Annotated in this window: 14 protein-coding genes; 5 read left to right on the top strand and 9 right to left on the bottom strand. The window is 71.6% G+C overall.

The annotated features are described in order from the left end of the window. Window positions 1-251: 251 nt before the first annotated feature. From trhA to BKH20_RS08090, 4 genes are all read left to right on the top strand, one after another. The gene (trhA, locus tag BKH20_RS08075) at window positions 252-962 is read left to right on the top strand and encodes a PAQR family membrane homeostasis protein TrhA (protein WP_075390624.1); all 711 of its coding nucleotides are present in this window, start codon (window positions 252-254) and stop codon (window positions 960-962) included. A gap of 332 nt (window positions 963-1,294) precedes the next feature. Beyond that, the gene (locus tag BKH20_RS08080) at window positions 1,295-1,780 is read left to right on the top strand and encodes a GreA/GreB family elongation factor (protein WP_070661108.1); all 486 of its coding nucleotides are present in this window, start codon (window positions 1,295-1,297) and stop codon (window positions 1,778-1,780) included. A gap of 162 nt (window positions 1,781-1,942) precedes the next feature. Next, window positions 1,943-2,659, top strand: a complete 717-nt coding sequence (gene msrA, locus BKH20_RS08085) for a peptide-methionine (S)-S-oxide reductase MsrA (RefSeq protein ID WP_075390625.1) — start codon at window positions 1,943-1,945, stop codon at window positions 2,657-2,659. A 152-nt stretch (window positions 2,660-2,811) separates the two neighbouring features. Next, the gene (locus BKH20_RS08090; protein WP_075390626.1) at window positions 2,812-3,540 is read left to right on the top strand and encodes a hypothetical protein; all 729 of its coding nucleotides are present in this window, start codon (window positions 2,812-2,814) and stop codon (window positions 3,538-3,540) included. Window positions 3,541-3,612: 72 nt separating this feature from the next. Here the strand turns inward: BKH20_RS08090 and BKH20_RS08095 are convergent, their stop codons facing one another. The 3 genes from BKH20_RS08095 to ilvA form a co-directional block, all read right to left on the bottom strand. Then, window positions 3,613-5,607 (bottom strand): ABC-ATPase domain-containing protein, encoded by a 1,995-nt coding sequence (locus BKH20_RS08095; protein ID WP_075390627.1) that lies wholly within the window; start codon window positions 5,605-5,607, stop codon window positions 3,613-3,615. Window positions 5,608-5,751: 144 nt separating this feature from the next. Beyond that, window positions 5,752-6,306, bottom strand: a complete 555-nt coding sequence (locus tag BKH20_RS08100) for an NADPH-dependent FMN reductase (RefSeq protein ID WP_075390628.1) — start codon at window positions 6,304-6,306, stop codon at window positions 5,752-5,754. A 210-nt stretch (window positions 6,307-6,516) separates the two neighbouring features. Continuing rightward, window positions 6,517-8,082: a threonine ammonia-lyase, biosynthetic gene (gene ilvA, locus BKH20_RS08105; RefSeq protein ID WP_075390629.1), complete on the bottom strand. Its 1,566-nt coding sequence runs from the start codon at window positions 8,080-8,082 to the stop codon at window positions 6,517-6,519. A gap of 459 nt (window positions 8,083-8,541) precedes the next feature. Here ilvA and BKH20_RS08110 point away from each other — a divergent pair, with 459 nt between their 5' ends. Next, window positions 8,542-9,075: a DUF4242 domain-containing protein gene (locus BKH20_RS08110; protein WP_070661091.1), complete on the top strand. Its 534-nt coding sequence runs from the start codon at window positions 8,542-8,544 to the stop codon at window positions 9,073-9,075. A 160-nt stretch (window positions 9,076-9,235) separates the two neighbouring features. Here the strand turns inward: BKH20_RS08110 and BKH20_RS08115 are convergent, their stop codons facing one another. The 6 genes from BKH20_RS08115 to BKH20_RS08140 form a co-directional block, all read right to left on the bottom strand. After that, a complete protein-coding gene (locus BKH20_RS08115) occupies window positions 9,236-10,981 on the bottom strand; it encodes an ABC transporter permease subunit (protein ID WP_256693099.1) in 1,746 nt (581 codons plus the stop codon). Then, the gene (locus tag BKH20_RS08120) at window positions 10,978-12,534 is read right to left on the bottom strand and encodes an ABC transporter substrate-binding protein (RefSeq protein ID WP_075390630.1); all 1,557 of its coding nucleotides are present in this window, start codon (window positions 12,532-12,534) and stop codon (window positions 10,978-10,980) included. Before BKH20_RS08120 ends, BKH20_RS08115 begins: the two co-directional genes overlap by 4 nt. A 48-nt stretch (window positions 12,535-12,582) precedes the next feature. Continuing rightward, the gene (locus BKH20_RS08125; RefSeq protein WP_075390631.1) at window positions 12,583-13,494 is read right to left on the bottom strand and encodes an ABC transporter ATP-binding protein; all 912 of its coding nucleotides are present in this window, start codon (window positions 13,492-13,494) and stop codon (window positions 12,583-12,585) included. Beyond that, window positions 13,491-14,342 carry an ATP-binding cassette domain-containing protein gene (locus BKH20_RS08130; protein WP_075390632.1) on the bottom strand — a complete coding sequence of 284 codons (852 nt, stop codon included), beginning with the start codon at window positions 14,340-14,342 and terminating at the stop codon, window positions 13,491-13,493. The genes BKH20_RS08125 and BKH20_RS08130 overlap by 4 nt, the downstream gene beginning before the upstream one ends. An 81-nt stretch (window positions 14,343-14,423) precedes the next feature. Beyond that, window positions 14,424-16,310, bottom strand: coding sequence for a dihydroxy-acid dehydratase (gene ilvD, locus BKH20_RS08135; RefSeq protein WP_075390633.1), 1,887 nt, complete (start codon window positions 16,308-16,310; stop codon window positions 14,424-14,426). A gap of 248 nt (window positions 16,311-16,558) precedes the next feature. Further along, window positions 16,559-17,071, bottom strand: a complete 513-nt coding sequence (locus BKH20_RS08140; protein ID WP_256693100.1) for a YjdF family protein — start codon at window positions 17,069-17,071, stop codon at window positions 16,559-16,561. Window positions 17,072-17,832: the final 761 nt, after the last annotated feature.

Genomic DNA, 17,832 nt, shown 5'->3' on the forward strand with positions numbered 1-17,832 from the left:
GCCAGGTCAAATCCGGCCATCAGGTTCACCCAAAGTTGCCGGGGCACAACGGAGGCATGCCTGGACGCCAGGCCGCACCGGCTCTCACGACGACGGCCGGGGACCTCCTGACGCGCACGAACGTGCCTGCCGCGTCACATCGCCGTCCGGATCGCTACCACCACAACCTACGCTCACGTAACCTACGGAGTCGTAAGGTTCAGAATCGCCCCTGGTCCCAGCCCACACCAGCCAGAAGGACGCTCACGCCCATGTCACCGACACCGCCTTCAACGCCGCCGGCCTCGCGCCGCTCCGCGTCCGCGAGCGCCAAGGGCGTCATCGCCGCCGTCAAGCCGAGGCTGCGCGGGTGGATCCACGCCGGTACCGCGCCACTGGCCCTGGCGGCCTGCATCGTGCTGACGGTGCTGGCCCCGGGAGCGGGCCTGAAGTGGGCCTGCGCCGTCTACCTGACGTGCTCGCTGCTGCTGTTCGCCAACTCCGGCGTCTACCACATCGGCACCGGGCACTGGCCGGCGAAGGTCGCGGCCACGCTGCGGCGGATCGACCACGCAAACATCTACCTGCTCATCGCCGGCACCTACACGCCCCTGTCGGCGGCGCTGCTGCCGACGCGCACGGCCACTCTGGTCCTGGGGATCGTGTGGGCGGGGGCCGCGATCGGCACGGCCACGAACCTGCTGTGGATGCACGCCCCACGCTGGTTCACCACCGCCCTCTACATCATCCTGGGCTGGGTGGCGGTCTGGTTGCTGCCGCAGTTCTGGCGGACAGGCGGCCCCGCGGTCGTGTGGCTGCTGGTGGCCGGCGGCGTGACCTACACGCTGGGCGCCGTCGTCTACGCCCGCAAGACGCCCGACCCCTCGCCGCGCTGGTTCGGCTTCCACGAGATCTTCCACGTGTGCACCGTGGCCGCATGGGCCTGCCAGTGCGTGGCCTGCTTCCTGGCGGTTCTGCGCTAGCGGGGACGGCGGGCTGCGGGAGGCGGCCGCTGAGGCAACCGGTCCGACGCACGGCCCACCACGCCGTCGAGCCGCCCACTTTTCCCGCCGAGTCCCCAAACCTCACAACGACGTCGATCAGGCGGGCTGGCACGGATTCGCCCGCCTCGCCGCCCGAGCGCAGCCCCGGAATACTCCAGCACCTTTCGCCAACCACACAGCATTCCCTCAGGCTGCGGCGTAGACTCGCGCTTCAAACCCGGTCGGCCCTGTAAGGAGCCGCCGGGTATCGTCGTCGCAAGGTAACCCGACCGGCTGCCGAGCGACCAGCACCAGTCATCCAAGGAGGACCCATGTCCGAACAGTCACAGGGAACCTGGCTCACCCAGGAGGCCTACGACCGGCTGTCCGCCGAGCTCGAGCACCGCAAGACGACCGAGCGCAAGGAGATCGCCCAGCGCGTGGAGGCGGCTCGCCAGGAGGGTGACCTGCGGGAGAACGCCGGCTACCACGCCGCCCGCGAGGAGGCGGGGCTCAACGAGGCGCGCATCATCCAGCTCGAGGAGACCCTGGAGAACGCGCAGATCGGCGAGGCTGCCGACGACGGCTCGATCTCGGCCGGCACCATTGTCACCGCGAAGGTGGCCGGCAAGGAGCAGGTCTTCGCCCTGGGCGGCCAGGAGATCACCGCGGACGTGCCCGACGGCGTCAAGGTCTTCTCCCCTGACGCCCCACTGGGCCAGGCCCTCATGGGGCACCGTGCGGGCGACACCGTTTCCTACGATGCCCCCACCGGCCGGAAGATCCAGGCCGAGATCGTCAAGGTCGAGCGGGTCTGACTCCCTTTCCCCTTCCACCGAGCCGGGCATTTTTCGCGTAGCCCTACCGAATTTCCGTTGGGCACCGCGAGAAATGCCCGGCTCGATGTCTCCACCCCGACCACTCCTCGCGGTCAGTGAAGCGCGGGCGGGAATGGGGACCTCGCGCAGTACCGTGTTCTCATGCTCAACGCCCTTCGTCACTCGCTCAGCGGATCGGCGCCGGCCGGCCGCGAGACGCCGGTCCTGCCCGCCCCCGGAGACCACCCGGTGCTGGGGACGCCCCTGGACGGGCCGTGGCCCGAGGGCAGTCGGGTCATCTACCTAGCGGCCGGCTGCTTCTGGGGCGTGGAGCGGATCCTGTGGCGCCAGGACGGCGTCGTCTCGACGTCGGTTGGCTACATGGGCGGCCAGACGCCCAACCCCACGTACCAGGAGGTGTGCACCGGGGCGACCGGTCACGCCGAGACGGTGCGCGTCGTCTACGACCCGGCCGTCTGCGGCGAGGGCGGGGAGACCCTGCTCAAGACCTTCTGGGAGAACCACGACTCCACGCACCTGAACCGCCACGGCAACGACGTCGGCACCCAGTACCGCTCGGCGGTGTGGACGACGACGCCCGCCCAGCGCGAGGCGGCCGTGCGGATCCGCGAGGCCTTCCAGGGCGAGCTGACTCGCCTGGGCCTGGGCACCTGCGTGACCACCATTGAGGACGCCGACGACGCGCCGGCTCAGTTCGGCGGCCCCTACTACCTGGCCGAGGACTACCACCAGGCTTACCTGTACAAGAACCCCAGCGGCTACTGCAACCACGGCCCCAACGGGGTGACCTGCCCGGTCGGCATCACGGACCTTCCCGCCCAGACCGACATCCTGGCCCCCGGAGACGCGCTGGCCTGAGGGCGCCGCCCCAGCCATTGACGGGTCAATCACCAGCGTTCTCACACGTTGCGTTGAGATGCTGTCCCCCGGTCGCCGGCCAGCACTCCCGGCTGTGAGCGCCCACGACACCCAGACCTGTTTCCCTGCGCACCACAGGAGGCTCAACCCCGATGAGCAGCCAGCAGACGAGCACCCCGTTGGACCGGTCTCCAGCGGGGGCGGCCTCGCAGCCCCACTGGTCTGAGGACACAGACTTCCAGTGGCGCGCCGCGACCGAGCTGCTCATCGCCATGGGGGTCCCACGCTCTACCGCCCGCCTCACCGGCGACCTGCGCAGCTCTGTCGCGCACCTGGAGGAGGTCGACGCGCGCCTGCCCCGTGACGGCAAGCCCCTGCCGGAGGCCGACCGCCTCACCCGCAACAACGCCGTCGACGACGTCGCCCGGGCCATCCTGCCGCTGGCACACGCCACCCTGGAGCGGATCCGGGCAGAGGGGCTGCGCACCGAGGTCGTCGGCGTCGACTACGACGCCCTGTGCGACGCCGTCGAGCAGCTCGAGGCCACTTACCGCGCCGGCTGGTGGCGCGCGGCCGAGAGGGAGGGCGCCGACTTCTTCCTGCGCGAGGTCGAGGCCCTCAACCGTCTTAACGTCCCGTCGGTGCGGGCCAACTGGCGTGACGCCGGCAAGATCGCGGGCATCCTGCGCAAGATGCCCGTCTCGACGCTGCGGCGCGTGGCTCGCACAAGCAACCCCATGGCGCTGCGGCTCATGGTGCTGTTCAACCTCCAGGCCGGCTACCGCGACGGCAGCTTCGACAAGACCATCTCCATCCCCCGCCTCATCCACACCCGCACCAGCGAGTACCGCACCGAGTACCGGGCCGGCTCAGCCGCTTAGCGCGAGCCGCGCAGCCACCGCCAGCCCGCTCACTTCGACCAAAACTTCAAAATCGACGCGGCTCCGGGTCGTTTATGAAGATTCGGTCGAAGTGTGTGTGCGGCCGGCCAGCTCGAGCTTGCGGTAGCGGCTGACGGCCGCGGCGACGTCGACCATGCGGGGCCGCACGAGGAAGGCGGGCCGCTCGCGCTCGTCGGTCAGGGCGTCCAGGCCCTCCTCATCGAGCAGGGCCTCGAGGTCGTCCAGGCACTCGCGCAGTGGGGAGACCCCGTCGAAGCGTTGCTCCAGCAGGGCGCGCAGGGCGTAGGCGATGGCCTCGGCCTGACCCGGGTCGGTGACGCCTCCGACGTCGGAGATGTCGATGTCCTCCCGGTCCAGGACGAGGGTGGAGGTGCCGTGGGCGCGGGTGCGCACCGGCCCCCGGCGGGTGCGTGGCGGGGCAGGCTCGGGGACGCGCTGGCGCGGCTCGGCGAAGTCCTCCAGGCCGGTCAGGGGCCGGGGCTGGTCGGCCACGACCCGGCGGGCCTGCTCGGTGACGTCGCGCAGGTGGTAGGCGTCCATGAGCAGGACCCGGTCGGCCACGTCCAGGTAGTCCCCGGAGCCGCCCATCACCATGACCGTGGAGACGCCCCGCCGGCGGAACAGCGCGGTGATGCGGTCCACCAGGGGCGTGATGGGCTCGCGCTCGGCGGCCACGAGCTCGCGCATGCGCGAGTCGCGGATGAGCAGGTTCGTGGCGGAGGTGTCCTCGTCCAGGAGCAGCGTCGTGGCGCCGGCCTCGACGGCCTCGACGATGGAGGCGGCCTGGGAGGTGGATCCCGAGGCGTTGCGGGTGGTGAAGGAGGCGGTGTCGCGCCCGGCCGGCAGGTGGGAGATGAAGGGGGTCAGGTCGACGCCGGTCACGGCACGCCCGTCGGCGGCCCGCACCTTGACGGCGTCGGGGACCGTGGCGACGAGCTCGCGCCCGTCCCCGGGCACGTGCGGGTAGACGCCGCGCTCGATGGCGCTCAGCAGCGTGGACTTGCCGTGGTAGCCGCCTCCGACGATGACGTTGACGCCCGCCTCGATGACGGTGCCGCGCACCGTCCCGGCGTGCGGGAGCTCGACCGTGGCGGCCATGGACTCGGGGGCCTGGAGGGGAACGCCGCCGTCCAGGGGATCGTCGCTCACCCCGGAGCGGCGCGGCAGGACGGAGCCGTCGGCGAGGAAGGCCACCCAGCCGTTGCGGGCCACTGTCGCGGTCAGGGCCCGGTGGTCCTCGAGGGCGGCGACGTGGTGCACGAGCCGGTCACCCCGCTCACCGGTGAGGTCCATGGCCTCCTCCAGCTCGCGCACGAGGTCGCGCCCCACGATCCGGGAGGCCTCGTGGCCCTGGATGGAGCGGCCCTGGGCGGGCAGGGCCAGGCGGGCGCGGACCTCCAGCACCCAGCCGGTCCCCCCCCTCTTCTCGTCGGGGCGCAGGATGATGCTGGAGCGCTGCAGGATCTCCTGGCCCGGGGAAGCGATGGACAGCGCCGTGCCGCGGAAGCCCGCGTGCAGCTCGCGGGTGAGGAAGTCACCCACGGCCAGGCGGCGGTCTGCGTCGGCCAGCAGGTCGGCCTCGTCGAGCAGTTCTAGGCCGTGCAGGTCGGCGGGCACGTCCACGTGGATGCGCGTGGGCGGGGCGTAGGGGTCGGACTGGACGCGGTCGATGTGCAGGAACCAGCCGGCGGGCGCCCGGTAGCGTCCGACGATCGCCTTGTAGGCGGCGTAAGAGCGTCCGTCGAGGGCGTGGAGGTGGCCGACGAGGTCGGCCAGGAGGCCGTCGCGGGGCTCGTCGTCATAGACCCGGCGCGAGCGGCCGCGCTCGCCATCCCGGTAGCCACGGTCACCACCACGGCTGCCGCCGGAGCCGCCTCGGTAACCACGGTCTCCGCCCCGGCCGCCACCGGAGCCGCCTCGGTAGCCGCGGTCGCCATCCCGGTACCCGCGGCCCCCACCGCCGCCGGAGCCTCCCCGGTAGCCGCGGTCGCCGTATCCGCCCCCGTCGTCCCGGCGGGAACCGCCTCGCTCGCTGCGCTCAGTCATGGGGAAACCCTACCCACCCGCTATGCCACGCCCCGGTAGCCCCGGCACGAACGACGTCGCCGCCGGGGCACCCGCAGGTACCGCCGACGGCGACGTGACGGACTGGCGTCCTCCGGCTCAGCCGAACGACCGAGCTCGACGTCCTCAGCGCAGGGAGGCCAGGGCATCGGAGTGGGCGACGACGTCGCGCACCATGGCCGGGACCTCGGCGTCGTGGAATGCGGCCGGCGAGAAGGCGCCGTCGGCGAAGTCGGTGTTGAGCGACAGGAACACGTTGGAGGCCACGACGGTGGCACCCATGCCCTGGAGGATCTGCTGGAGGTGGCTGACGGCGCGGATGCCGACGCTGTAGGAGTAGCCGACCACGCCCACGCCCTTGTTGGCCACGGCGCCAGGCTGGAGGAAGTCGATGGCGTTCTTCAGGGCGCCGGGGATGGAGAAGTTGTACTCGGGGGTGACGAAGATCAGCGCGTCGAAGGACTTGAGGGTCTCATCGAAGGCGGCGCCGGCCGAGTCGCTGGGGACGGCCATGCGCGGGGGGATCTCTTCGGCGAACAGGGGCAGGTTGAAGGAGGCGATGTCGACGATCTCGGCCTCAACGCCCTCGATCTCGTTGGCCTGGTCGACCACCCACTGGGCGATGGTGCCACCCACGCGGTTGGGGCGGACGGAACCGACGACGACGGCAAGACGGGTCATGCTTTTCTCCTGGTCGAGATGAGCCGGGGCGGGGTCAGCGTCAGGCGAAGACTCCTATGGCGCACCCGGCCGCGACAATTGATTTACCAATAACCTTATGGGAATTCCGACAGAGAGAGCGACCCCTTATTGCATGATACCTGCCACAACGCAGCCCACCCGTCCCCGCTTTTCCGGTGAGGGCGGACGGCGCCGCGAACTCGTCACGGATTATCGGGCCAGGAAGAAGCGAAAGGCGGGGTCGGCGGTCTCCTCGTTATAGGAGTAGCCGAGGCGGTCCATGTGCTCGGTCAACTCGACGTCGTCGGGCCCAGCCGCGAAGGCGCACAGGATGCGGCCGTAGTCGGCGCCGTCGGTGCGGTAGTGGAACAGGGTGATGTTCCAGCGGGTCCCCAGCACCTGAAGGAAGTGGACCAGCGCCCCGGGCGACTCGGGGAAGAGGAAGGAGAAGAGGCGCTCGGGCACGCCCGGGGTGGCGCGCCCGCCGATCATGGAGCGCACGTGGACCTTGGCGAGCTCGTCGTCGGTGAGGTCGATGACCTCGTAGCCGGCCTCCTCCAGGTCCGCCACGATCTCGGCGCGCTCCTGGCTGCGGGCGGTGCGCACGCCCACGAAGATGCGGGCGGGGTCGGTGGCGGCGCGGGCCGCGGAGAGGCGGTAGTTGAACTCGGTGACCGAGCGGGCCCCCAGGACCGAGGCGAAGCGCAGGAAGGAGCCCTGCTCCTCGGGGATGGTGACCCCGAGGATGGCCTCGCGCTGCTCACCGATCTCGCTGCGCTCGGAGATGTAGCGCAGCTGGTGGAAGTTGAGGTTGGCGCCGGACAGGACGAAGGAGAGGCGCTCGCCGGACAGGTGGTGCTCGGCGACGTAGCGCTTGAGCCCCGCCAGGGCCAGGGCGCCGGAGGGCTCGGAGATGGCGCGCACGTCGTCGAAGATGTCGCGCACGGCGGCGGAGGTCTCGTCGGAGGAGACGGTGACGACGTCGTCGAGCAGGGCCCGGCACATGCGGAAGGTCTCCTCGCCGATGCGGCGCACGGCCACCCCTTCGGCGAACAGTCCCACGTGGTGCAGGGTGATGGGCTCCCCGCCCAGCAGGGCCGCCTTGAGGCAGGCCGACTCCTCGTGCTCGACGCCGATGACCTTGATCCCGGGCATGAGCTGCTTGATGAGGACGGCGACACCGGCGGCCAGCCCGCCGCCGCCCACGGGCACGAAGACGCGGTCGAGGTGGGCGTCCTGCTGGATGAGCTCCAGGCCGATGGTGCCCTGGCCGGCGATGACGCGGGGGTCGTCGAAGGGGGCGATGTAGGACAGGCCCTCGACCTCGGCCAGGCGGGTGGCCTCGGCCTTGGCGGCGTCGAAGTTGTCCCCGTGGAGGCGGACCTCGCCGCCCAGGGCGCGAACGGCGTCGACCTTGATCTGGGGGGTGACGGTGGGCATGACGATGATGGCGCTCATCCCCAGCAGGGCGGCGGAGCGGGCCACGCCCTGGGCGTGGTTGCCGGCCGAGGCGGTGACGACGCCGCGCTCGCGCTCGGCCTGACTCAGGGAGCGCATGGCGTTGTAGGCGCCGCGGATCTTGAAGGAGTGGACGGTCTGGAGGTCCTCGCGCTTGACCTCGACGGTGTTGCCCAGGCGGGCCGACAGGGCAGGCATCTCCTGCAGGGGCGTGTGCTCGGCCGCCTCGTAGACGGGGGCCTTGAGGATCTCCCGCAGGTAGCGGGCGCTGTCCCAGGCCGGGGTTCCGTTGCTGCTGACGCTGTCGAGCTCATTCACGAGTGACAGCGTAACGGGCGGGCCGCCGATCACGATGAAGGGCTCGGAATGTCCAAATCGGTGACAAAGGAGCCTGCGGCTCGATCAGGCCGCTGATGGAACCGCGGAATCATGCGGTTCTTGTCTGACGCCTTGGACCTGTTTCAGGTCTTTGTCACCGATTTGGACATTCTCAGGCTGACCGCCTCACGAACTGGCTCGGTGAAACCGCCAGGCAGCCTTGCTCAGCCCACCGACGCGCCCGGGGCGCCAAGATCCGCTGAGCACGGCTGGACACAGAGCCGGAAGGAGGCTCTCACCAGCACTGGCAACCAGCACCTCCCACTCCTGCCTATAGCTGGAAACACTCACGCCTATGTGTGTCCGCAGAGCGAGCAGGTCATCAGTTCACCGGAGCCGGCGGGAATAATTCGGGCGTACCGCAAGGTTGGTATGCACACCCTACGGAAAGGAGCCGCCATGTCGCTCCAGCTCTTCGAGCTCGTCCCCACCGCCCCGTCGCGCGAGGCCGCTGAGGCCCTCATCGCCCAGGTCTCCCAGGCCGTTGAGGCCGCCGGCGCCTCCGTCCTGGAGTCACAGGTCACCGCCAGCCACGAACGCATCTTCACCATCGTCGAGCTCGCCTCCGACGACGTCGCCGGCCTGACCGAAGCCGTCCGGTCCGCTGCGGCCGACGCCGAGGTCACCGGCCCCGACGAGGTCCGCCTCGTGGGCGCCGACCTGGAGGACGTACGCGCCCTGGCCCGCAAGGCCGACTACCTCGTGGAGTGGGACATCCCCGAGGAGATCTCCATGGAGACCTACCTGGCGCGCAAGAAGGCCAACTCCCCCAAGTACGCCCAGGTGCCGGAGGTGAGCTTCCTGCGCACCTACGTGCGTGAGGACACGGTCAAGTGCCTGTGCTTCTACGACGCCCCCGACGAGGAGGCCGTGGTGCGCGCCCGTGAGGCCGTCTCCACCCCGATCGACCGCCTCCACGCCCTGGAGGGCTGAGGTCCCGATCCGTCGACGAGGCGGGCGCCACCCCCATTGCGCGGTTGGCGCCCGCCTCATTGTCTGTGCCCGACGGCGCAGCCCCTCGCGGCTGGCCTGGGCCGGGCCGGAGCCGGAACGCTGCCGCGAGGACTCAGCGGCTCCTGCGGTCTCTGCGGTCTTATCGCCGCATGCTGCGGGAGGCGGCCACCGACGTCATCGACAGGACCACGAGGGCGGCGGCGGGCGTGGCCACGGCCCAGGGGGCCCGCTCGATGTAGGGCAGCGCGTCGGACAGGACCAGCCCCCACTCCGGTGCGGGGCTCTGGGCGCCCAGGCCGAGGAACCCCAGGGCCGCCAGGGCCAAGGCCTTGCCGGGCAGCCTCAGGGCCGCGTGGCGCGCCAGCGGGCCGACGACGGCGGGCAGGACCCGGGTCAGGGTGATCCGCACGCGCCCCTCCCCCAGGACCGGGGCGAGCAGGACGTCGGGGCGCTGCCGGTTCTCGGCGACGAGCCCGGCGGCGTGGGAGGCCAGAGGCGCCCAGCCGACACCGGCCACGGCGATGGCGGCACCCGTGGCACTGGGCCCGGAGACCCCGGCGACGATGAGCCCGGCCAGGACCGGCGGGGCGGCGTTGGCGACCTCAATGAACCCCGTGGCCGCCCGCGGCGCCAGCCCCACCAGCATGGCGATGACGAAGCAGACCACAGTGACGATGACGGCGCCACTCACGGTGGACACGGCCCCGTGAGCCACCCGCGCCAGCACGTCGCGCCCCAGCGAGTCGGCGCCCAGCGGGAGGGCGGCGCTGGGAGCTGCGAGCTTGTCCGCGACGACGGCGTAGGGGTCGCGCCGAATCCCGACGGCCACCATGAGGGCCAGCAGGGCGGCGCCGCTAACGGCGATGACGCGGGCGGCCCGCCCCGGGTGCTCCACCGGGGGCGGGGCCGTCAGCCCGCCCGCCCCGGCGGCCCGCCCCATGAGGAGGCGTCGGGCCGCCCCGGCGATGACGCCGGCGGCCAGCGCCAGGGCGAGCAGCAGCAGGATCTGGGCCTGGAGCGCGGGCACGTCCTGGGCGGAGGCGGCGTCCAGGAGCTCGCGGCCCAGCCCGGGGACGGCGAAGATCTTCTCCACGGCGACCGCTCCCCCGGTCAGGGCGACGACGACGAGCGCCACCTGCCCGGTCAGTGGCACCAGGGCCCGCCGCAGGACGGCCGCGGCCAGGGTCCACCCGCGGATGCCGGCGGTGGACCAGGTGGCCACCCAACGTTCGGAGAAGGTGGCGGTGACGGCGTCGGAGACGAGTCCGCCGAGGTAGCCGCCGGTGGGCAGGCCCAGGCTGAGGGCCGGCATGATGACCTTCTCGGGGCTGCCCCACCCGAAGGGCGGCAGGATCCTGAGGTAGACGGCCAGGACGAGCATGAGGATCGGGGCCAGGACGTACTCGGGCAGGGAGATGAGGACCGCGGAGGCAGCACCGCCGCGGGGCCGGGGGCGTCCTCGCAACCCGTCTCGTAGGGCGGGCAGCACCAGGGCGGCGGCCACAATGACTCCGACGCCGAGCGCGGCGGCCATGAGGCTCAGGGAGACCCCGAAGGCGTCCACGGCGTCCGGGCCGACGTCGGCCCCCGAGACCCAGGAGCGGCCCAGGTCGCCGCGGACCACCCCGGCCAGCCAGTGCCCGATGACGCGGAGGGGGCCGCCGTCGATCCCGATGCTCCTGCGGATGGAGTCCAGGACCTCCGGCGTGGGTTCCCGGTCGGAGGAAGTGGCGCGCAGGATCGTCAGGGCAGGGTCCTTGCCCGAGAGCCACGGCAGCACGCCCACCAAACCCACGAGGCAGGCCAGGGCGAGCAGGCGTGAGACGGCGGTGACGAGGTCGCCCGTGCGCAGGCGCCCGGCGGCCCGGGTGAGCACGCCGTTCACTTCTTCACGGTCGTGGCCGAGGTGATGAGGACGCGCTCGTCCGGGTCGCGCTGGGCGCCGGTGACCCCGGCGGCCTCGCCCTGGATGACGCGCTCGTGGGCGAGCGGGATGGCGGCGCCGGTCACGAGGATGGCCTGCTCGGCGGCCATGATGGCCTTGCGGCGCTCGTCGCCGGGCTGCGTGGCGGCGGCCTTGGAGATGGCGGCGTCGACCTTCTCATCGTGCAGGCCGCTCATGGAGTAGGAGCCGGAGGAGGAGAAGTCGGCGGTCATGTAGGCGACGGCATCGCCGGAGTCCTGGACGGTGGAGCGCGACACGAGGACGGCGTGGAACTTTCCGGCCAGGGCCTCGGACTCGATCTGGTTGTACTCGCGCACGTCCTGGGTGACCTTGAAACCGGCGGCCTCGAGCTGCTGGGCCAGGAGGGGGACCATCTCACCGAGCTCGGGGCGGTCGGTGTAGGAGGCCAGGGTGATGGCGGTGCCGGCGGGGACGGTCCCGGCGGCGGTGGCGCCGGGGACTTTGCCGGTGGCGGCCGCGCCCGAGGCTCCGGGGTAGGTCTCCTTCTTCCAGGCGCGCAGCTCGGCGGCCCAGGGTACGGCCGGCCCCAGGAGTCCGACGGGAGAGTCGGCGTGGCCCTCGAAGACGGTCTTGATGAGGGCGGCGGGGTCGACGGCGTTGCGGGCGGCGGCGCGCAGGGCGGGGTCGGCGAAGGGACCGGAGCGGGTGTTGAGGTAGAGAGTGGAGGTGCGCGGGGTGGACACCTCGTGGAGGAGGTTCTTATCGATGTTGCCAGCCTGCGCGACGGGGACGGCCTCGACGATGTCGGCGGTGTCGGTGCGCAGGGCGTTGGCGCGGGCGGCGCCGTCGGGCACATAGGTGACGTCGATGCCGGGGACGGTGGCCTTCGTGCCCCAGTACGTGTCGTTGCGTTCCAGGGTGGCGCCGGAGGAGCCGTTGGCCTGCTTGAGGATGAAGGCGCCGGTGCCGTGGCCGACAGGGTCGATGGCGCCGTCGGAGGAGCCGGGGTAGGCGGCCGGGGACAGAATGACGAGCTGGGGGCTGGACAGACGCTGCGGCATGAGGGGGTCGGGGGCCGCGGTGGTCACGAGGAGGTCCTTGCCGTCGGCCTTCGCGGTGAGCTTGACTCCGTCCAGGACGCGTGGCGGCTTGGCGGCGGTGGCGGCGAAGGTGAGGGCGGCGGCCGCGTTCTCGGCGCTCAGGGCGGTGCCGTCGTGGAAGGTGACGCCCTCGCGCAGGGTGAGGCGCCAGGTGGTCTCGCCCTCACGCTTCCAGGAGGTGGCGAGCAGCTCCTGGGCGTCGCCGTCGGCGTTGAGCGTGGTGAGGCTCTCGGCGCAGGACCAGCGGACGAGCTTGGAGCCGTCGTTGGTGAGCGGGTTGAGCTTGCTCTCGGGGGCGTGGAACATGGCCAGGCGGATGCGGCCGTCGCCCGAGGAGCTGCGTGAGCAGGAGGCGATGGCGGCGGCGCCGGCGCCGATGCCGAGGGCGGCGAGGACCTGGCGGCGGGTGACGGCGGGGGCGGGCGTGGACATGGATGCTCCTTTGGGCCTGGGTCGGGGTGTCATCGGTCGGGGATGTCGTCAGTCGGTGGCAGCGGTCGGCAGGGTGGGGACGGCGTCGTGCAGGGCGCGGGTGGCCGGGTGAGTGGGACGCGTGAGGAGGCGGCGCATGGGGGCGTCCTCGACGATGGCGCCGCCGTCCATGACCAGGGCCCGCTGGCAGACGCGGGCGACGGCGGCCAGGTCGTGCGACACCACCAGCAGGGCTGGGGCGGGCCGGGCGCCGGAAGCAGCCGGGGCGGGCCGGGCGCCGGAAGCAGCCGGGGCGGGCTCAGCCTCACCACTCGCGCCGGCCTTGGCGTCGGGGTCGGCCTCGCTTGTGCCGGCTTCGGGGTCGGCCTCGATGACGGCGAGCAGGTCGAGGGTCTGGCGGCGCAGGGCGGGGTCGAGCCCGGAGACCGGCTCGTCGAGCAGGAGGTAGCGCGGGGCCAGGGCCAGGGCCCGGGCGATGGAGACTCGCTGCGCCTGGCCGCCGGAGATCTCGTGGGGCCGGCTCTCCCAGATTTCGCGGCGAATGTCGAGCCTCTCCAGCACCTGCCGAGCCCGTGCATCGGCGTCATCGCGATGACGCACTGCCCCCAAGGTACGCAGCGGGGTGCTCACCTGCGCCAGCACCGAGCGGCGCGGGTGGAGGGTGGCGGCGGCGTCCTGGGGCACGTACTGCACCGCCCGTCGGAAGGCCCGCAGCGCTCGGGCGCCGCCTCGGCGCACGAGCTCGCCGTCGAGCAGGATCTCGCCGGCGTCTTCCGGTCCCGGGGAGTCGAGCAGCAGCAGGGCGCGCAGCAGCGTCGTCTTGCCGCATCCCGAGCGTCCGATGAGGGCCACGTTCTCCCCCGGCTCCAGGCGCAGGTCCACGCCGTGCAGCACCTCGCGCCACTCGCCGCCCGCCCCCGGGTGGGAGCGCCTCAGGCCATGGGTCTCAAATCCGCTCATGCGGCGGCTCCCGCTGCGGCCAGGGCCCCGTCGATGGTCTCCTCGGCGCTGGCCTCGCACATGGCGGCCGTGACCGGGTGCTCGGGGCGGGTCAGGACGGAGCGGGTGTCCCCCGACTCGATGATGGCGCCGTCGTGGAGGACGGCGATGTTCTCGCAGGTGGCGGCAGCGGGCAGGTCGTGGGTGATGAGGAGCAGGGCGGGGGCCTCGGGCAGGCTGGTCAGGGAGGTCAGGAGCCTGAGGATCTCGGCTCGAGCGACGACGTCGAGGGCGGTGGTGGGCTCGTCGGCGATGATGAGGACGGGTTCGGCGGCCAGAGCCAGGGCCAGGCTGATGCGTTGGCGCTGGCCTCCGGAGAGGCGCCCGGGGACACGGTCGGCGAAGGACTCGTCGAGCCCGACGGCGTAGAGGTAGTCGGAGGCGCGCTGGCGGGCCTCGTCCCGGGTGCGTCCGGCGGCCTGGGAGGCCAGGGCGATCTGGCGGCCGACCGCGATGAGCGGGTGCAGGGCGGTGGAGTGGTCCTGTGCGACCAGCGCGATGCGGCTGCCCCGGGGGCGGCGGGCGGCGGGCAGCCCCAGCAGGTTGACACTGCTGGCCTCGCCTCCTGGGGCGGAGCTCGCGCGCGGGTCGCTGCCTGCGTCGGCGTCATCGGGCTCAACGGTCAGGGAGCCGGCGACCTCCAGCGAGGCCGGGAGGGTGCCCGCGAGCGCGGCGCAGGTGAGGGACTTGCCCGCTCCGGAGGCGCCGACCAGGGCGGTCCGGCTTGCGGGGGCGAGGCGGAGGGAGACGCCGTTGACCAGCGTCGTGCCGCACGAGCGCACCACCAGCGATCTGAGAACGATTGTCATATGCAAACCCTAGGCGCGAGTGACAGCGATCTTCAATTATGCAGTTGGTCAACCCGGGCCGGCCCCTCCGGCCCTGTCGGGCTACTTGATCCCGAGGCGCTTGAGGTCGCGCACGGCGCCCAGGTCGGCGCTGGTGGCGAGCATCGCGTAGGCGCGCAGCGCCGCGGAGACCTTGCGGGGGCGGTCCACGTGCGGGGTCCAGGCGGCCTCGCCGCGGGCCTCCTCCTCGACGCGGCGGCGCTCGATCTCCTCATCGCTCAGGCGCACGGAGATGGCGCGGCGCGGGATGTCGATGTCGATGATGTCGCCGCTGCGCACCAGGCCGATGAGCCCGCCGGCCGCGGCCTCCGGGGAGACGTGGCCGATGCTCAGCCCGGAGGTGCCCCCGGAGAAGCGCCCGTCGGTGAGCAGGGCACACTCCTTGCCCAGGTGCATGGACTTGATGTAGGTGGTCGGGTAGAGCATCTCCTGCATGCCGGGGCCGCCGCGAGGTCCCTCGTGGCTGATGATGACGACGTCGCCGGCCTTCACCTGCTTGCCGAGGATCCCGGCCACGGCGTCCTCCTGGGACTCGAAGACGACGGCGGGCCCGGAGAAGGTCAGGATCGACTCGTCCACGCCGGCGGTCTTGACGATGCATCCCTTCTCGGCGATGTTGCCGAAGAGGACGGCCAGGCCGCCGTCGGCGGAGTAGGCGTGCTCGATGTCGCGGATGCAGCCGGCGGCGCGGTCGGTGTCGAGGGACTCCCAGCGGGAGGCCTGGGAGAACATCTCGGTGGTGCGCACACCGGCGGGGGCGGCGAGGTAGCCGGTGCGGATCTCCTCGCTGACCTGGGAGCCGGGGACGCCGTCGGGACCGGGGCGGGCGATGTCGTAGGCGGCGAGCTCCTCGCCCAGGGTGGTGCGCAGAACGTTGGGGGTGGTGGTTTCCAGCAGCCCACCGCGGTCGAGCTCGCCGAAGATGCCGAGGATGCCGCCGGCGCGGTGGACGTCCTCGATGTGGTAGAGGTGCGTTGACGGCGCGACCTTGACCAGGTGGGGGACCTTGCGCGAGAGGCGGTCGATGTCGGCCATGGTGAAGTCGACCTCGGCCTCCTGGGCGGCGGCCAGCAGGTGCAGGACGGTGTTGGTGGAGCCGCCCATGGCGATGTCCAGGCTCATGGCGTTCTCGAAGGCGGCCTTGGTGGCGATGGAGCGCGGCAGGACGGAGGCGTCGTCGTGCTCGTAGTAGGCCCGGGTGATCTCGACGATCTGGTGGCCGACGCGCTTGAAGAGCTCGCCGCGGTCGGCGTGGGTGGCCAGTAGGGTGCCGTTCATGGGCAGGGCCAGGCCAAGGGCCTCGGTGAGGCAGTTCATGGAGTTGGCGGTGAACATGCCCGAGCAGGAGCCGCAGGTGGGGCAGGCCAGGCGTTCGATGGCGTTGATGGTCTCGTCGGTGACGGTGGGGTCGGCGGCGTCCATCATGGCGTCGATGAGGTCGAGCTTGCGGGTGGTGCCGTCGGCGGCGGTCATCTTGCCCGACTCCATGGGACCGCCGGAGATGAAGATGGTCGGGATGTTGAGGCGCATGGCGGCCATGAGCATGCCGGGGGTGATCTTGTCGCAGTTGGAGATGCATACGAGGGCGTCGGCGCAGTGGGCACTGACCATGTACTCCACGGAGTCGGCGATGAGGTCGCGGCTGGGCAGGGAGTAGAGCATGCCGTCGTGGCCCATGGCGATGCCGTCGTCGACGGCGATGGTGTTGAACTCCTTGGCCAGGCCGCCGGCGGCCTCGATCTCGGTGGCCACGAGGCGCCCGACGTCGCGCAGGCCCACGTGCCCGGGGACGAACTGGGTGAAGGAGTTCGCGATGGCGATGATCGGTTTGCCGAAGTCGGAGTCCTTGACGCCGGTGGCACGCCACAGTGCACGGGCGCCCGCCATGTTGCGGCCGTGGGTGGAGGTGGCGCTGCGGTACTGCGGCATGAGTGGCTCCTTCTTGGGCAGACGGACTGGAACGGCGTCGCTAGGAGCCGGCCTCAGGGGGATGGCCAGCGCTTCACGACGCCGTGTTGCCATAGCGTAGCCCTCGTTGGCTCCCGGCGCCGCTCCGCTTCCTGTCCCTGAGACGCGCTGAGACGCACCAAGGCCGCCCCGGCGCGGTCGCGGGCCGTCGTCCCGCGTCTCCGGAGGGCCGCCCTCACCGCCGCGATTTGCGGAACAGCGGGCTTGCGTCATCGGCCGCGGTGACGGCGCTTGGCCCGCTGACGACGTCGAGCCCAGTCCTCATCCGCCTTCTGGCGACGACGTCGACTCCGGTCACGGGAGGCACGGGCCTCGGTCTCCTCACGGGCGGCGGCCAGGGCGGCCTGCGCGGCGGTGGATGGGCGCGTCCGGGCCGCCTCCTTGGCGGCCTGCCGGGCAACGCGCTTGGGGTTGGGGCGACGAGCCGACGATGAGCCCGCCGGCCGGGAGGCCGGCACCGCAGGAGACTCTGCGGCGCGGTCAATGAGCTCACCGCTGCGGGCCAGGAGGAAGTCGTAGAGCTCGACGTCGGTGGGCTCGGCCCCGAAGACGTGCCGCGCAGCTCGCACAGCGCCTACCTGATCATTCGAGTCAGCTCCACGACAGCGTTCGTGAAGCTCAAGAACACCGACCCAGAAGCGGCCATCGAAGTAGAGAGTGAACTGGGCCGAGATACTGGCGGGGACGCGGGCCCGGCTGTCCGAGGCGGGCATGTGCGACATGGGGAGGGCTCCTTCGGGTGCGAGTGATCGCACCCGGCGCAGCAGGAGTCCCCGTGACACCCGATAAGCGGCGTCCCCGGGGTGACGAACGCCTGGTTGTCGCTCGCCCACGACAAGGTCTGGGCGGATCCGGGGCCTGCGGCCCCGACGGCGTCATCCGGACTTCCTCCGGACCGTGCAGTTCGTGCTACCGGGTGTGGCGCGAGCGCGCCGCCCCCAGGTTATCGCAGCGATCGCAGCCCCGGGGCACCGTATACCGAGGCGCGTTCGCACTGTAGGGCGCCAGGTCGTATCTTGGGGTGCTGTGCTGGCTTCTCACTTGTGAGACAACGAGTGTCATGACTTCTGAGACACTCACTCAGACAAGATTCCGGGATGGTGCTGGTCGTCCTGGGGGCGACGATGAGCCGAGGGAAGAGGCCTGACGGGTCCTGGCAGGTCGCTGGTGTCCACAGCGCTGACATCACAGACGCACCGGCGCCGCACGCCGAAGAAGAACCGCAGGATTCCAACGATCTGCGCCGGGCGTGTCGACGTCGGGTTTGTTCATGTCAGCGCTGTGGACACCGGGCCGCGCGGGAGTGAGTCCGGGGTTCTTGGTGGTAGAGCCCGGCGCCGTCGCGGTGTGGAACCACCGCCACAGCTGCCTCCGACCCTGCGTCGTCTGCCGCGCCCAGCCCCCGCCACCTGGGTCCCATCACACGTCACCAACGTCATGACCTCAAACATCGAGCTCTATCCGGCGCCCGCGCGAAGGCCCG

Source organism: Actinomyces oris (genome assembly GCF_001937445.1).
Classification (GTDB): Bacteria; Actinomycetota; Actinomycetes; order Actinomycetales; family Actinomycetaceae; genus Actinomyces; species Actinomyces acetigenes.